This window comes from Microbacterium sp., assembly GCF_051860965.1.
GTDB lineage: Bacteria > Actinomycetota > Actinomycetes > Actinomycetales > Microbacteriaceae > Microbacterium.
On sequence record NZ_JBIMKU010000013.1, the window covers coordinates 1 to 13,505 of the forward strand.

Consider the following 13,505-nt stretch of genomic DNA (forward strand, 5'->3'; position numbering starts at 1 on the left):
GGCGCGGCGGGCGCGGGAGCAGCCGGAGCCTCGGCCGCGGGAGCCGCGGGAGCCGCGGGTGCGGCCGGGGCGGGGGTCGGACGTGCGGGACCCGGACGGGCCGCGGGGCGCGCGGGAGCGGCCGGCGACGCAGCCGCGGGGGCCGCTGCCGGCTTCGATGCGCCGTCGGCCTCGAGGGCCGCGCGGAGCTTGCGAGCCACGGGGGGCTCGATGGTGGACGAGGGGCTCTTGACGAACTCGCCGAGCTCCTTCAGCTTGGCGAGTGCCACCTTGCTGTCGACGCCGAGTTCGGAGGCGATCTCATGCACGCGGGGTTTGGCGTTAGCCACAATTCTCCTGTCTGGGGTCCACCCAGGCAGGGCAGACCGTTAGTCGCGGACGGGACTCATCTCGAGCCGTTCACTTTGATTCCATAGCCGTTCAGCCGTTTCGCTGGAGGTGTTCTGAAAGGGTCTGCGTGTCAAGCGGGCCTGACGCGCGCAGTGCTCGCACGAAGGCACGGCGCCGGATCGCGGCATCCATGCACTCGGATGTCTCGTGCACCCACGCGCCTCGTCCGGGCATCGAGGCTCGCACATCGGGGATGAGAGAGGAATCGACGCGAACCACCCTCAACAGGGCGGACCGGGGAGCACGCGCGCGGCAACCGACACACGTTCGTACGGGTTCCATGTTACACCTCCGCCCTGTACGGGCGCGCCGACTAGTCGTCGAGGACGCTGTCGGGCTGGATGTCGATCTTGGCACCCGTCAGCTTGGCGGCGAGGCGCGCGTTCTGGCCCTCTTTGCCGATCGCGAGCGACAGCTGGTAGTCGGGAACGAGGGCGCGCACGGCCTTGGATCCCGCGTCGAGGATGAACGCCGACGACACCTTCGCGGGCGACAGGGCGTTGGCGACGAACTTCGCGAGCTCGGGGTCGTAGTCGACGATGTCGATCTTCTCGCCGCTCAGCTCCTCGGTCACGGCGCGCACGCGACGACCGAGCTCCCCGATGCAGGCGCCCTTGGCGTTGATGGAGGGGTCGTTCGCCTTCACGGCGATCTTCGTGCGGTGCCCCGCCTCGCGCGCGAGCGACACGATCTCGACGAGACCGTTCGCGATCTCGGGAACCTCGAGGGCGAAGAGCTTGCGGACGAGCCCGGGATGCGTGCGCGAGACCGTGATCTGCGGCCCCTTCGTGCCCTTCGACACCGAGGTGACGTAGACGCGCAGACGTGCGCCGTGGGCGTAGTCCTCGCTCGGCACCTGCTCTTCGGGCGGAAGGATCGCCTCGACCGTGCCGAGGTCCACGTGCACCATGCGGGGGTTGGGGCCCTGCTGCACGACGCCGGCGACGATGTCGCCCTCTTTGCCGCGGAACTCGCCCAGCACCGCATCGTCGGCGATGTCGCGCAGACGCTGGCTGATGACCTGCTTCGCGGCGAACGCGGCGATGCGGCCGAAGTCCTCGGGAGTCGATTCCTCTTCGCCGATGACGGCGTCTTCGTCGTCGCGCAGAGGGATGAAGACCGCGACATGGCCCGTCTTGCGATCGAGTTCGGCGCGGGCGCCCTCGGGCAGTTCGCCCGTGGGCGAGGTGTGCTTGGCGTAGGCGGTCAGGATCGCCTGCTCGATGATGCCGACGAGTTCGTCGAAGGGGATCTCCTTCTCGCGTTCGACGGTCCGCAGCAGTCCGAGATCGATGTCCACGATGGCCTCCCTATTCAGCTCTCACCGGCCGCGTGCACGCGCCGGAACCCTACAACGTTACCCGATGCCGGGCCGGGCGACCCTGGGAGCGCACGGGACGGGTTCAACGCGTGCAGTCGTCGAGCGGATAGTCCTTCTCGGTCAGCACGGCGTCCGTCCAGTTGACGAGCAGCGGCAGGAACCGCGACCGCGGCTGCAGGATCGGGAGATGCTCGTACCCGCCGTACGCGCTCCAGCGCACGCGCTCGCCCTCCGCGCACAGGCGCTCCACGAACTCGCTCTGCAGGCGGGGCGGGATGACCTCGTCGGCATCGCCCCATGCGACGAGCATCGGCACGCCCCACGGTCCCTGCGCCGCGTTCTCGGCGAGGTGCTCCCCCAACGGCCCCGATGTGAGGTCGCCGAGGTAGAGCGGGCGGTCGGCAGAGACGCCGAGGCTCGTCGCGACGGACACGACGACGCCGGGCTCCGTCGGGCATCGCTGCGTCATCTCGCGCACGATCGTCTCGGCGCCGGGCGCGACGTAGTCGCCGAGATTCACGTCGGGGTAGGTGTCGGCATACGGCACCAGCACCCACGACGTGATGATCGAGAGCAGCGGGTTCGAGCCGTCGACGTCGACCTCCTGGGCGAGCGCGAGCGGGTCGACCACCGGTGCGAGCACCGCCGTGCCGACCACGGTGAGCTGCGGCGCGTACTCGGGCGCGATCCTGGTCATCCACAGCGCCGCGTGCCCGCCCTGCGAGTGCCCCCACGCGACCGTTCGCGGAGAGAGCGCGAGACCTTCGAGCTGCCGTGCGGCCAGAACCGCGTCCAACGATGATCGCGCCTCTCCGCGACCGATCAGGTACGGGAAGACCCCGGGCGCCCCCTGCCCCGAGTAGTCGGACGCGACGACGACCCAGCCCTTCTCGATCGCGTCGTTCAGTGCGGGGATCGCCCACCGTGTCGCAGACGCGTCGCGAAGGCTCGGCGCGCATCCACGGGCGACCCCCGTCGTGCCGTGATTCCACGCGACGACGGGACGAGCGCCCGCGCGTCGTTCCTCGGGCACGATCACGAGGGCGCTGGCGACGGCGGGCTGCCCCAGGGCATCCCGCGTCGTGTAGAGGATGCGGCGCACATCCGCGCCGGGCGGATGCTCGCCGTCGAAGTCGTCGACCCGGATGAGCTCACCGTGCTCGTAGGGCACGACGGCGGGCGGGTCGTAGAAGGCGTCGATGTTCGGTGCACCGTCGGCGAGCCAGCTGTTGAGCGCCCATCCCCCGGCCGCCGTCGCCACGAGGACGGCCGAGAGCGCATAGCGCCCCGCCGCCGACCATGCGATCGCGCGGCGCGATGCGGGCTTCGGATCGGGCGCCGTGCGACGGACGAGCGCGCGAGCTCCGCGGATGAGCGTCACCACTCCGAACACGATCGTGCGGACTCCGAAGACGAGCGCCACGACGAGCACCGTGACGTCGGGCCACGTGAAGGCGAGGATGCTGAACACGATCTGCGCGCCGCCCCACGCGAGGGCGAGCACGCGAGCGCTCACACGCTCGGAGGCCACGACGTCGAACAGGGACGCGAGCCCGCCGAGCAGCAGGAGGAACGCGAGGAGCGCGGGCAGGGCATCCAGCGTCCCCCCGAAGCCGATCAGGATCGCGAGGCCCGCCGCAACCCAGACGAGCGAGAACGCGCGCCGAAGCCACGACCTCGCGCGCCACCCGACGATGCCGACGACACCGGAGAAGATCGCGCTCAAGCCGATGTAGACCGTCAGCACGAGGAGCGACGTGAGGGGGCGGGTGACGATCAGCATGCCGAGCAGGAGCGCCAGCGCGCCCACGACGACGAGGACGACCGGCGGTGCGCTCGCGACCAGCCGCGGAAGCGCGCTCCACCGCGGAGCGCGTCGGGTCGGCAGCGGGGCGGTCACCGGATCAATGGTAAATCGGGCCGGCGATCCCGGATTCCACGTCGTGGGCGGTCCGGCCGCGAGTCCGGGCTACCCGGCAGCCGACCGCGGCGCCGACTCGAGGTCGTTGATCGCACCGATCAGCCGGTACAGCTCGCCCACACGCCACTGGTTGAGCCGCATCACGAGTCGCGGCAGGTCGAGGCGATCGCCGTCCTCGCGCTCGCTGCGCAGCGGCCCGGTGCGCTCGATGCGCCCGCTCGCGAGCAGGCCGGCGAACCGATCGTTGAGCGACGCGACCTCGGCATCCGTCGGCGCGCTCTTGAGCCGCAGCACCAGCTTGCCGCCCACCCAGCGCAGCGAGTCGTAGTTGCGCCAGAAACCGGTGATCGCCGCTGTCGCCGCCTCGACCGAATCGGTGACGAAGACGCGATCGAAGTCGTCGGGCGAGATCACGCCCGACGACACGAGCTGATCGTCGACGAACTGCTTCAGGCCCGTCCAGAACGTGCCGCCCGGCTCGTCGAGGAGCACGATGGGCGTGGGCTCGGCCTTGCCGGTCTGCTGCAGGGTGAGCAGCTCGAACATCTCGTCGAGCGTGCCGAAGCCGCCCGGCACGCAGACGAACCCGGTGGACTCCTTCACGAGCATGAGCTTGCGGGTGAAGAAGTACTTCATCGCCACATTTCGCGCGCTCGCCTCGACGATCGCGTTGGGCTTCTCTTCGAACGGGAGCCGGATGGACACGCCCAGCGACTGCTCGGGGCCGGCGCCTTCGGCGGCCGCCTGCATGATGCCCGGGCCCGCCCCCGTCACGACCATCCACCCGCGATCGGCGAGCGCGGCCGCCATCTCCGACGCCTGTCGATATCGCGCGTCGTCCGGAAGCGTGCGCGCGGAACCGAAGATCGTCACCTTCGGGATGCCGTCGTACGGCGCGAACAGGCGGAACGCGGCGCGCATCTCGGTGAGGGCGGCGGAGGTGATCTTGAGGTCGAGGCGATCGGTGCCGTCGAGTCCCAATCCGATTCCGGTCGCGAGGATCCGCGCGATGAGGTCGGTGTTCTCGGCGATGCCGGCGGCGTCGATCGTCGCCCGCAGCTCGTCGGTGACCTCGGGCGGGATGGGGTTCGTGCTCGCCATGCTCCCAGCCTGTCACGGCGTCGCACTGCGAGGCCCTATCGTTTTCGCATGGACCCCGAGGCCCGGCGTGTCGCGCGCGAGGCGAAGAACACCCCCGCCCTGACATTCGCCGCACGGGGCGGCTACGCCGCGAACGGCCTCGTCCACATCCTGATCGGCGTGATCGTGCTCGTCGTCACGTTCGGCGGCGACGGCGAGACCGATCAGGCGGGCGCCTTCAAGGCGATCGCCGCGGCACCACTCGGCTTCGCCGTGCTGTGGGTCCTCGCCATCGCGCTGTGGGCGCTGGGCCTGTGGCACCTGCTCGAGGGCGTCCTGGCCCGACCGAGCGCGATCAGCGCGCCCGACGCGATCGACGACGTGGTGACGGACGCGACCGTCCGCCGGGCGTCGAAGTGGGGCATGCGGGTCTCGGAATGGGGGCAGGCGGCGATCTTCCTCGCGCTCGGGGTTCTCGCGGCATCCGTCGCCCTCGGCGCCCGCCCGGACGCCGACTCGGCGGCCCAGGTCGTCAGCCGCGGAGTGCTCGTCGTCCCCGGCGGCGTCTTCGTGCTCGGCGCCGTCGGGCTCGGCATCGCGATCGGCGGCATCGCGTTCGTCGTGATGGGGGTCCTGCGCAGCTTCGAGAAGAAGATGTCGATCCCCTCCGGCGCGCTGGGCGACGGCGTCAAGGTCCTGGGCATCGTGGGGTTCATCGCGAAGGGCATCGCGCTCCTGATCCTCGGCGTCCTCCTGCTCGTCGCGGCGGTGAAGGTCGATCCGGATGCCGCAGGAGGGCTGGATGCCGCCATCGCGGCGCTCCTGGCGCTGCCCTACGGCCCTTGGCTGGCGGGTGCCGTCGGCATCGGGCTCATCCTGTACGGCGTCTTCTGCGTCTTCCGCGCACGATACGCACGGCTCTGACTGTCAAGCCCCTTCCCGCGGCGTCGGTCACGACCGAGGGTGGGATCATGACCGACGCACCAGAAGTGACCGGACCTGACGCCATCGCCCGGGTGAAGGAGCTCGTGGAAGACATCGACTTCACGATGCTGACGACGCAGGATGCCGCGGGGAACCTCGTCTCAAGGCCCATGAGCACACGCCAGATGGATGAGAAGGGCGACATCTGGTTCTTCACGCTCGAAGACAGCAAGAAGGTCGAGGAGGCGGAAGCCGATCACGACGTCAACCTGTCCTACCTCGACGCGAAGGGCTTCCGGTTCGTCTCGGTCGCCGGCAAGGCGCGCGCCGTCGCCGACCGCGCGAAGATGGAGGAGCTGTACACGGCATCCCTCGACATCTGGTTCGACGAAGGTCTCGACACGCCGGGCATCACGCTCCTGCGCGTGACCCCGGTCGAATGCGAGTTCTGGGAGCCGCGGCACGGCAAGCTCGCGACCGCCGCCGGCATGCTCAAGGCGCTCGTCACGAAGGACACCCCCGACGACACGATGGTGCACGGCTCCGTCACCTGCTGACGCGCGGAATCACCCGCCGAGTGGGAAGCGCCGGCGCGGATCCTCCGCCAGGATCGCGGTCAGAGATCCTGTCCCGAGGAGGAGCCATGTCCCGCGACCGCACGAAGGCGCGCGCCCGCGCCGAACTGAAGAACACCGCGTACGAGATCTTCATCGGCATCCTTTCGCTCATCTCGATCGCCAACCTCGTGCTGGTGTACGCGCTGCGCAGCGATGAGGCGCTGCAGCTCGTCCTGCAGGTGATGAACGGACTGTTCAGCGCGATCTTCCTGGGCGACTTCATCTACCGCATGGCGACCGCCGAGTCCGCGGCGAGGTACTTCTTCCGCGGCTTCGGCTGGGCGGACCTCCTCGCGAGCCTGCCCTTCGCGCAGTTGAAGATCCTGCGCATCTTCCGCCTGCTGCGGGTCTACCGACTGCTGCGGGATGTCGGCCCGCGCACGATCTGGACGACGCTCGTCCACGATCGCGCGAACTCGACGCTCATGACGCTCCTGCTCATGGGTGTGCTCGTGCTGCAGTTCGGCAGCCTCTCCGTGCTCTGGGTGGAGGAGGACGCCGACGGCGCCAACATCACGACCGCGTCGGACGCGCTCTGGTACACGATCGTCACGATCTCGACCGTCGGCTACGGCGATCAGTATCCCGTCACCACCGCGGGCAGGCTCATCGGGACGCTCATCATCGTCGTCGGCGTCGGCATCTTCGGAACCTTCACGGGCTACCTCGCGAACCTGTTCCTCGGCCCGGGGCGTGCAGCCGAGGCTTCGGCCGAGCCGGCGGCCGAGCCGGCTCCCGGGGCCTCGATGCAGCCCACGGCCGAGCACACCGCGAAGGGACTCGCGGCCGGCGCCGTCGTCGGCGCCGTGACGGCCGGTGCGGATGCCGGTCAGCCGGCTGCGACCGCGTCGGCTGCGACCGAGGCTCGCCTGCGCGACCTCCTCGCCCAATCCGAGCGCATGGCCGCCGAACTGCGCGAGCTCGTGAACGCCCGCTGACCCGGCGAGCGCGCCCCGATCAGGCGGTGAGGCGTGCGAGGGCGTCAGCGACCGACACGTTCTCGCGGTCACCGGAACGGCGGTCCCACAGCTCGACCTGACCGTCGGCCGCGCCACGGCCCACGATGACGATCCAGGGCACACCCACGAGCTCCGCATCGGCGAACTTGACTCCGGGCGAGACCTTCGGTCGATCGTCGTAGAGCACGTCGAGACCGGCGGCCTCGAGCTCGTCCGAGAGCGTCGACGCGACGTCGAAGGCCACGGCATCCCGCCCCGCAGCGACGACCTGCACGTCGAACGGCGCGACCGACTCGGGCCACACGAGGCCCTTTTCGTCGTTGTTCAGCTCGGCGAGGATCGCGAGGATGCGGGTGACCCCGATGCCGTACGAGCCCATCGTGACCGTCACGAGCTTGCCGTTCTCGTCGAGCACCTTGAGCCCCAGCGTCTCGGCGAAGAAGCGGCCGAGCTGGAACACGTGACCGATCTCCATGCCGCGCGCGAGTTCGACCGGTCCCGAACCGTCGGGGGCCGGGTCTCCGGCACGGACGTTCGAGACCTCGACGAAGCCGTCAGCGGTGAAGTCGCGACCCGCGACGAGCGAGTGCACGTGCTTCTCGTCGATGTTCGCGCCGGTGATCCAGGACGTCCCGTCGACGACGCGCGGGTCGAGGAGGTACCGGATGCCGGTGGCCGACTCCTCCCCGAGGATGGCGCCGGTCTCGGACCACGGCCCGATGTAGCCCTTCACGAGCAGGGGGTTGTTCTCGAAGTCCTCGGGCGTCGCGGCCTCGACGGCGGCGGGTGCGAAGGCGACCTCGGCGCGCTTGTCGTCGATCTCGCGGTCGCCGGGCAGACCCACGATGACGAGCTCGCGCGTGCCGTCGAGGTGCGTCAGCGCCAGGACGACGTTCTTGAGCGTGTCGGCCGCGGTGTGGTCGCCGTCGAGATGCGCGTTCGCGTGCGCGACGAGCGTCTCGATCGTGGGCGTGTCGGGCGAGTCGAAGATGACCGGCTCGGGCAGCCCGTCGAACGGGATCGGGTCGGGCGCGACGGTCGTGAAGGCCTCGACGTTGGCCGCGTAGCCGCCGGCCGAGCGCACGAAGGTGTCCTCACCCACGGCGATCGGGTGCAGGAACTCCTCGCTGCGCGCGCCGCCCATCAGGCCGTTGTCCGCCGCGACGATGACGTACTCGAGGCCGAGACGCTGGAAGATGCGCTCGTATGCGTCGCGCTGCGACATGTACGAGGCATCCTGCCCCTCGTCGGTGTAGTCGAACGAGTAGGCGTCCTTCATCGTGAACTCGCGGCCGCGAAGAAGGCCGGCCCGGGGGCGTGCCTCGTCGCGGTACTTGTCCTGGATCTGATAGATCGACAGCGGCAGGTCCTTGTACGACGAGTAGAGGTCCTTGACGAGGAGCGTGAACATCTCCTCGTGCGTCGGAGCGAGCAGATAGTCGGCGCCGCGGCGGTCCTGCAGGCGGAAGATCCCGTCGCCGTACGACGTCCAGCGGCCGGATGCCTCGTAGGGCTCGCGCGGCAGCAGCGCCGGGAAGTGCACCTCGAAGGCGCCGGCGTTCGTCATCTCGTCCCGGATGATCGCCTCGATCTTCGCCTTCACCCGAAGGCCCAGCGGCAGCCACGTGAAGATGCCCGGCGCGGCGCGGCGGATGTAGCCGGCGCGGACGAGCAGCCGGTGGCTCGTGACCTCGGCATCGGCCGGGTCTTCGCGGAGCGTGCGGAGGAAGAAGGTTGAAAGACGGGTGACCACGAGGGTAAAGCCTATCCGTGCGCCTCCGCCGCGTTGGCAACGGCCTTGAGGGCGGTGCTGACGACGGGCTCCCACTCCCCCTCGACGAAGCCGAAGTCGACCACGATCCACAGGCCGCCGGCCTCGATGCCGCCGCCGCAGAATCCCGTCGCCGGATCGCACTCGGGCAGCGTCAGACGCGCGATCTCGGCGGGCGCGGCATCCCTCTTCGAAATGGCCCTCACGGTGAGCGAACGACTCGAACCCTGCCAGGAGCAGACGAGTCCGTCGGGGTGGCCGACGGGGATGGATGCTGTGGCTCCGCCCGCACCCTCGACAAGGGTGTCGAGCTCCAGCGGCGAGATCACGCTCGCGCAGTCGCCACCGAACGCCCGATCACCCGCGGGTGCACTCGCCTCGGCGCTGCGGGTCGGATCCGGGGCGACGACGCCCGCGGCGGTGCACCCCGACAGCAGGGACGTCGCCGCGAGGACGACGGCTGCGAGGCGCGTGCGGGGGGTCACCGACGCATCGTACGGCGAACCCGTGCGAACTACGGCAACGGGCCCGAGATGCCCTGGCACAGACCGCTGGCCCTTGAGAGCTGGTCGTCGATGATCACTCCGCCCTCCGTCACGGCCGGCGTCCACTGATCATCGTCCGGCAGGCGGTACGCATCGGCCCGGATCGCGTAATCCTTGGACGCGACGGGGTCGTTCGACTCGAAGTACGCGAACCACGCCGCACTCACGAGCATGCATCGATAGACCCCGGCCGCGTTGTCCTGAGGCTGGAGGCCGTACAAGCCGCCGGCGTGCGGCAAGTCGTCCCATGCGGGCCATGAGTAGCCGGGCGGGAGCGCTTCGGGCCACGCGGCGATCTCAGCCTCGTATGCCTCTTTGCGGGGGTTGGGCGCCTCAGTCGGTGTCGGCGACGTGGTCGGCGTGGGGCGTGAAGTCGACGACGGACTGGGCGCGGGCGTCGATGTGACGGCGGGCGTGACGGGAGCGGAACCGAGCATCGTCGCCGTCGCGATCGCGCCGCCCGTGACACCGGCGACCAGCACGAGGGCGACGGACGCCGCGATGATCTGCATGCGGTGGGCACCCACCGGCTTGATCCGATGAGTGCCCGCGAGCACGAGGTCACGCAGTTCGTCGTGCTCGCGGGGAGTGAGTCGGTCGTCGCTCATGTCCAGGCCACCTCCAGCGCGGCCATCTCGTCTCGGAGCTTCGCCTTCGCCCGTGCCAGGCGTGACTTCACCGTGCCGACAGGTATCCCGAGTGTCTCGGCGGCAGCGCGTTCGGGGTAGCCCTCGATCACCGTCAGCACGATGACGCTCTGCTCGCGTGCCGGCAGGCGCCGGAGCGCCGCCATCACACCCGTCTCGTCCGGTCCGGACGGCGCCGGCGCCGGCACGGCGGCGGGCGTGCGCGCGAGCAGCGCGCGGTAGCGGCGACCGGACCGTTCGAGGTTGCGCGCCGAGTGGGCCACGGTGTTGACCAGCCACGGCACCGGCGAGCCGTCGACGAGACGTACCGACTCGCGTTTGCGCCAGAGCTCGAAGAACGCGATGGTGACGGCATCCTTCGCGTCCTCACGCGACGTCAGCATGCGGCACGCGTGACGGAACAGCCGGGCCTCATGGAGGTCGAACAGGGTCGCCAGCGCGGAATCATCGCCCGTCGTGACCCTCGCCCACAGCGCCGCGTCGTCATCGCCCATGACCAGTAGTGTCCGGCATCGGCGGATCGGTTCACGACCTACTGTGGATGGATGACGACGGTGCTGCTGACGGGATTCGAGGCGTTCGCCGGTGACGGCTCCAATCCGTCAGGCGAGGCGGTCCATCTCGTAGCGTCGCGATGGAGCGGCCCTGAGCTGCTGGTGACGGCGGTTCTCCCCGTCACCTTCGCGGGAGCACCCGAGATACTCCGCGATCTGGTCGATGAGCACGCGCCCGACGTCGTCATCGCAGCGGGTCTCGCGGGGGGCCGCAGCGCGGTCGGCATCGAGCGCGTGGCCGTGAACCTCGTCGACGCGCGCATCCCCGACAACGACGGCGCACAGCCGAGCGACGAGCGCAGCATCGACGGCGCTCCCGATGCGCGCTTCGCGAGCGTGCCCGCGAAGGCGATCGTCAAGGCGGTGACGGATGCCGGCATCCCGGCCGAGCTCTCGCACTCCGCCGGCACGTTCGTGTGCAACCACGTGTTCTTCCACGCGCTCGAGCTCGCCGCCGCACGTCCGGGCGTTCGCGCCGGGTTCGTGCACGTGCCATGGGATGCAGAGCACGCCCCGGCGGGCGCGGCATCCCTCCCCCTCCGCGACATCGCGACGGCGCTCGAGATCACGGTGCGCACGACCCTGTCGACGACGGTCGACCTCAGCGCCGTAGGCGGGTCGCTGAGCTGAGAGCCAGACTGCGCGCCGCGGAAGTGGGTGTCACGAACTGCGTCGTCCGAGCCCTGATGGGGACGGGATGCGCCCCCTCCTCACGCGTCCCGCGATGAAGGTGACACGAAGTGCCATGACTACGGCGCGAGCGCGGGGAGGCCGTCGATCGATCGCGCGTTCTTCTGCGCCTGATACCTCGCGATCCCCTCGGGGCCCTTCTTCTCGGCCCAGGGACGCATGACGTCGCGCTCCTCGACGAACTCCATGATCGGAACACCCCACCCGCACGCGTCGGCGACGCGCGTGACGTCCACGACGATCACGGCACGCGCTCCGACGTGTCCGGGATGCTCCGACTCGACCCGCGCGAAGAGCTCGTCACCCGGCAGCACGACGCGCCCGCGACCGTGCAGCCGCACGATGCGCGGTCGCGCGTCGAACGAGCAGAACATGAGGCAGATACGGCCGTTCTCGGTCAGATGCGCGATCGTCTCGGCCCCGCTCCCGGTGAGGTCGAGCCACGCGACGGTGTGGTCGTCGAGCACGCTGAGGCTGTCGGTTCCCCGAGGTGAGACGTTGATATGCCCGTCGCTCGACAGCGGAGCCGTCGCGACGAAGAACACGTGCTGCTCGGCGAGCCAGGCCGCGAGACCCTCGTCGATCGATTCGAAGACCTTGCCCATGGCCCGAGTCTACGAGCGCGCGTCGCCCGTCGATCGTGCCGAGACCAGGAGATGTGCCGAGATCCGGAGCGATCGGGTCGACACGCTCCTCGTTTCAGTACATCTCCGACTTTCGGCGCCCCCCGTCGCGCCGAACGCGACGGGGGTCAACCGCGGCGCCCGAGATGCAGCACCGTCCGCACGACGAGTCCCGCCACGAGCGCCCAGAAGGCGGCGCTGACACCCAGGATCGCGACACCCGACGCCGCGACGAGGAACGTCACGACGGCCGGCATCCGCTCCCCCGGGTCATCGATCGCCTGCTGCACGGCCGACCCGAACGCCGCGAGCAGAGCGAGGCCCGCGACCGCCGGGATCACACCCTCGGGGGCGAGCACGACGAGCGCGACGAGCACGGCCGACAGTCCACCCAGCACGATGCCCGAGACGCCCGATGACGCGGCGGCGATCCAGCGCCGAGCGGGATCGGGCTCGGCCTCGGGTGCCGCCGACAGCGCCGCGCTGATCGCCGCGAGGTTGATGACGTGCCCACCCGCCGACGCGCCCAGTGCGGAGCCGAGACCCGTCACGAGCATCGCCGGACGCCAGGGCACCTCGTATCCGTAGCTGCGCATGATCGCGACACCCGGGACGTTCTGCGACGCCATCGTCACGAGGAAGAGCGGAAGAGCGACTCCGACGAGCGCCCCGACGGTGAAGGTGGGCGCCGTGAACTCGAGCCGCGGCAGCAGCAGCGACGGGTCGACGGACGCGCCGGTCGTCACGAGGTGGACGGTGACGACGATGGATGCCGCCACGAATGCGAGCGGCACGGCCCACCGTGGCGCGAGCCGCGCGAACACCAGCCACGTGACGATGACCGGCGCGACACCCCACGGGTTCGCGACGAGACCGCCGACGGGCGCGAGGCAGAGCGGAAGAAGAACGCCGGCGAGCATCGCCTGCGCGATGGAAGGCGGGATGCGGGCGATGAGGCGTCCGAGCTGCGGCCATACCGCCGTCAGCAGGATGAGTGCGGCGACGATGAGGAATGCGCCGACAGCCGCCCGCCATCCCCCTTCGATCGCTCCCGTCGAAGCGAGCAGGGCAGCGCCCGGAGTCGACCAGGCGACGGTGATCGGCATCCGGTATCGCGTGGCGAGCACGATCGCGGCGACGCCCATCAGGATGCACAGCGCAAGGAGTCCGCTCGCCGCCTGCGCAGGCGTGGCCCCCACGGCGCGCAGCCCGGTCAGCACGACGGCGAAGGAGCTCGTGACACCGACGAGCGCCGTCACGATGCCCGCCACGATGGGGCGCGAGATCGGTCCGGGTGCGGTCACTCGGCCGAGTCTAGAGCCGTGCGCGCTCGCGCCGTCGGCGGACGACCGGGCCACCGACCAGGCGGTGGAACGCGGTCAGCGACCTCGACGTTCGGTCGGAGGATGTGCCTTGCGTCGGAGGATCGGAGCCGAATCCTCCGACCGAACGCGGATCCTCCG

The 13,505-nt window shown here is 70.1% G+C and carries 15 protein-coding genes; 4 read left to right on the plus strand and 11 right to left on the minus strand.

Annotated elements, in window-relative coordinates; all coding sequences use genetic code 11:
* The 5 genes from ACTIFV_RS18435 to ACTIFV_RS18455 all read right to left on the minus strand — a co-directional run.
* Positions 1-308, minus strand: a 308-nt coding sequence (locus tag ACTIFV_RS18435) for a translation initiation factor IF-2 N-terminal domain-containing protein (protein ID WP_439594293.1), incomplete at its 3' end; no start/stop codon positions are given.
* Positions 309-420: 112 nt separating this feature from the next.
* A complete protein-coding gene (locus tag ACTIFV_RS18440) occupies positions 421-672 on the minus strand; it encodes a YlxR family protein (protein WP_439594266.1) in 252 nt (83 codons plus the stop codon).
* Positions 673-703: 31 nt separating this feature from the next.
* Positions 704-1,690 (minus strand): transcription termination factor NusA, encoded by a 987-nt coding sequence (nusA, locus tag ACTIFV_RS18445; protein ID WP_439594267.1) that lies wholly within the window; start codon positions 1,688-1,690, stop codon positions 704-706.
* Positions 1,691-1,793: 103 nt separating this feature from the next.
* On the minus strand, positions 1,794-3,611 hold the full coding sequence (locus ACTIFV_RS18450; RefSeq protein WP_439594268.1) for a lipase family protein: 1,818 nt from the start codon (positions 3,609-3,611) through the stop codon (positions 1,794-1,796).
* Between the two features lie 69 nt (positions 3,612-3,680).
* A complete protein-coding gene (locus tag ACTIFV_RS18455; RefSeq protein ID WP_439594269.1) occupies positions 3,681-4,733 on the minus strand; it encodes a TIGR00730 family Rossman fold protein in 1,053 nt (350 codons plus the stop codon).
* A 48-nt stretch (positions 4,734-4,781) separates the two neighbouring features.
* Between ACTIFV_RS18455 and ACTIFV_RS18460 the strand changes: the two genes are divergently transcribed.
* The 3 genes from ACTIFV_RS18460 to ACTIFV_RS18470 all read left to right on the plus strand — a co-directional run bounded on the left by ACTIFV_RS18460 (position 4,782) and on the right by ACTIFV_RS18470 (position 7,191).
* Positions 4,782-5,636 (plus strand): DUF1206 domain-containing protein, encoded by an 855-nt coding sequence (locus ACTIFV_RS18460; RefSeq protein ID WP_439594270.1) that lies wholly within the window; start codon positions 4,782-4,784, stop codon positions 5,634-5,636.
* 47 nt (positions 5,637-5,683) lie between these two features.
* A complete protein-coding gene (locus ACTIFV_RS18465) occupies positions 5,684-6,193 on the plus strand; it encodes a pyridoxamine 5'-phosphate oxidase family protein (protein WP_439594271.1) in 510 nt (169 codons plus the stop codon).
* Between the two features lie 86 nt (positions 6,194-6,279).
* The gene (locus ACTIFV_RS18470) at positions 6,280-7,191 is read left to right on the plus strand and encodes a potassium channel family protein (protein WP_439594272.1); all 912 of its coding nucleotides are present in this window, start codon (positions 6,280-6,282) and stop codon (positions 7,189-7,191) included.
* A gap of 19 nt (positions 7,192-7,210) precedes the next feature.
* Here the strand turns inward: ACTIFV_RS18470 and ACTIFV_RS18475 are convergent, their stop codons facing one another.
* The 4 genes from ACTIFV_RS18475 to ACTIFV_RS18490 are packed head-to-tail and all read right to left on the minus strand — an operon-like array spanning position 7,211 to position 10,669.
* Entirely contained in the window at positions 7,211-8,965 is a 1,755-nt protein-coding gene (locus ACTIFV_RS18475; protein ID WP_439594273.1) for a proline--tRNA ligase, read from the minus strand.
* Between the two features lie 11 nt (positions 8,966-8,976).
* Positions 8,977-9,468: a hypothetical protein gene (locus ACTIFV_RS18480; protein WP_439594274.1), complete on the minus strand. Its 492-nt coding sequence runs from the start codon at positions 9,466-9,468 to the stop codon at positions 8,977-8,979.
* Between the two features lie 29 nt (positions 9,469-9,497).
* The gene (locus ACTIFV_RS18485) at positions 9,498-10,136 is read right to left on the minus strand and encodes a hypothetical protein (RefSeq protein ID WP_439594275.1); all 639 of its coding nucleotides are present in this window, start codon (positions 10,134-10,136) and stop codon (positions 9,498-9,500) included.
* Positions 10,133-10,669, minus strand: coding sequence for an RNA polymerase sigma factor (locus tag ACTIFV_RS18490; protein ID WP_439594276.1), 537 nt, complete (start codon positions 10,667-10,669; stop codon positions 10,133-10,135). Before ACTIFV_RS18490 ends, ACTIFV_RS18485 begins: the two co-directional genes overlap by 4 nt.
* A 51-nt stretch (positions 10,670-10,720) precedes the next feature.
* On the opposite strand from ACTIFV_RS18490, the gene ACTIFV_RS18495 reads away from it, so the two are divergent.
* Entirely contained in the window at positions 10,721-11,359 is a 639-nt protein-coding gene (locus ACTIFV_RS18495) for a pyroglutamyl-peptidase I (RefSeq protein ID WP_439594277.1), read from the plus strand.
* 119 nt (positions 11,360-11,478) lie between these two features.
* On the opposite strand, the gene ACTIFV_RS18500 is transcribed toward ACTIFV_RS18495, so the two are convergent.
* Together ACTIFV_RS18500 and ACTIFV_RS18505 are read right to left on the minus strand one after the other, a co-directional pair.
* The gene (locus tag ACTIFV_RS18500; protein ID WP_439594278.1) at positions 11,479-12,024 is read right to left on the minus strand and encodes a pyridoxamine 5'-phosphate oxidase family protein; all 546 of its coding nucleotides are present in this window, start codon (positions 12,022-12,024) and stop codon (positions 11,479-11,481) included.
* Positions 12,025-12,170: 146 nt separating this feature from the next.
* Positions 12,171-13,346: a benzoate/H(+) symporter BenE family transporter gene (locus ACTIFV_RS18505; RefSeq protein WP_439594279.1), complete on the minus strand. Its 1,176-nt coding sequence runs from the start codon at positions 13,344-13,346 to the stop codon at positions 12,171-12,173.
* Between the last annotated feature and the right edge of the window lie 159 nt (positions 13,347-13,505).

What these genes read in the sequence shown, in the direction of transcription:
- ACTIFV_RS18440 (WP_439594266.1), bottom strand. Translation starts at nt 672, where the DNA reads ATGGAACCCGTACGAACGTGTGTCGGTTGCCGCGCGCGTGCTCCCCGG.
- ACTIFV_RS18485 (WP_439594275.1), bottom strand. Translation starts at nt 10,136, where the DNA reads ATGAGCGACGACCGACTCACTCCCCGCGAGCACGACGAACTGCGTGAC.
- ACTIFV_RS18490 (WP_439594276.1), bottom strand. Translation starts at nt 10,669, where the DNA reads ATGGGCGATGACGACGCGGCGCTGTGGGCGAGGGTCACGACGGGCGAT.
- ACTIFV_RS18465 (WP_439594271.1), top strand. Translation starts at nt 5,684, where the DNA reads ATGACCGACGCACCAGAAGTGACCGGACCTGACGCCATCGCCCGGGTG.
- ACTIFV_RS18500 (WP_439594278.1), bottom strand. Translation starts at nt 12,024, where the DNA reads ATGGGCAAGGTCTTCGAATCGATCGACGAGGGTCTCGCGGCCTGGCTC.
- ACTIFV_RS18495 (WP_439594277.1), top strand. Translation starts at nt 10,721, where the DNA reads ATGACGACGGTGCTGCTGACGGGATTCGAGGCGTTCGCCGGTGACGGC.
- ACTIFV_RS18460 (WP_439594270.1), top strand. Translation starts at nt 4,782, where the DNA reads ATGGACCCCGAGGCCCGGCGTGTCGCGCGCGAGGCGAAGAACACCCCC.
- ACTIFV_RS18455 (WP_439594269.1), bottom strand. Translation starts at nt 4,733, where the DNA reads ATGGCGAGCACGAACCCCATCCCGCCCGAGGTCACCGACGAGCTGCGG.
- ACTIFV_RS18470 (WP_439594272.1), top strand. Translation starts at nt 6,280, where the DNA reads ATGTCCCGCGACCGCACGAAGGCGCGCGCCCGCGCCGAACTGAAGAAC.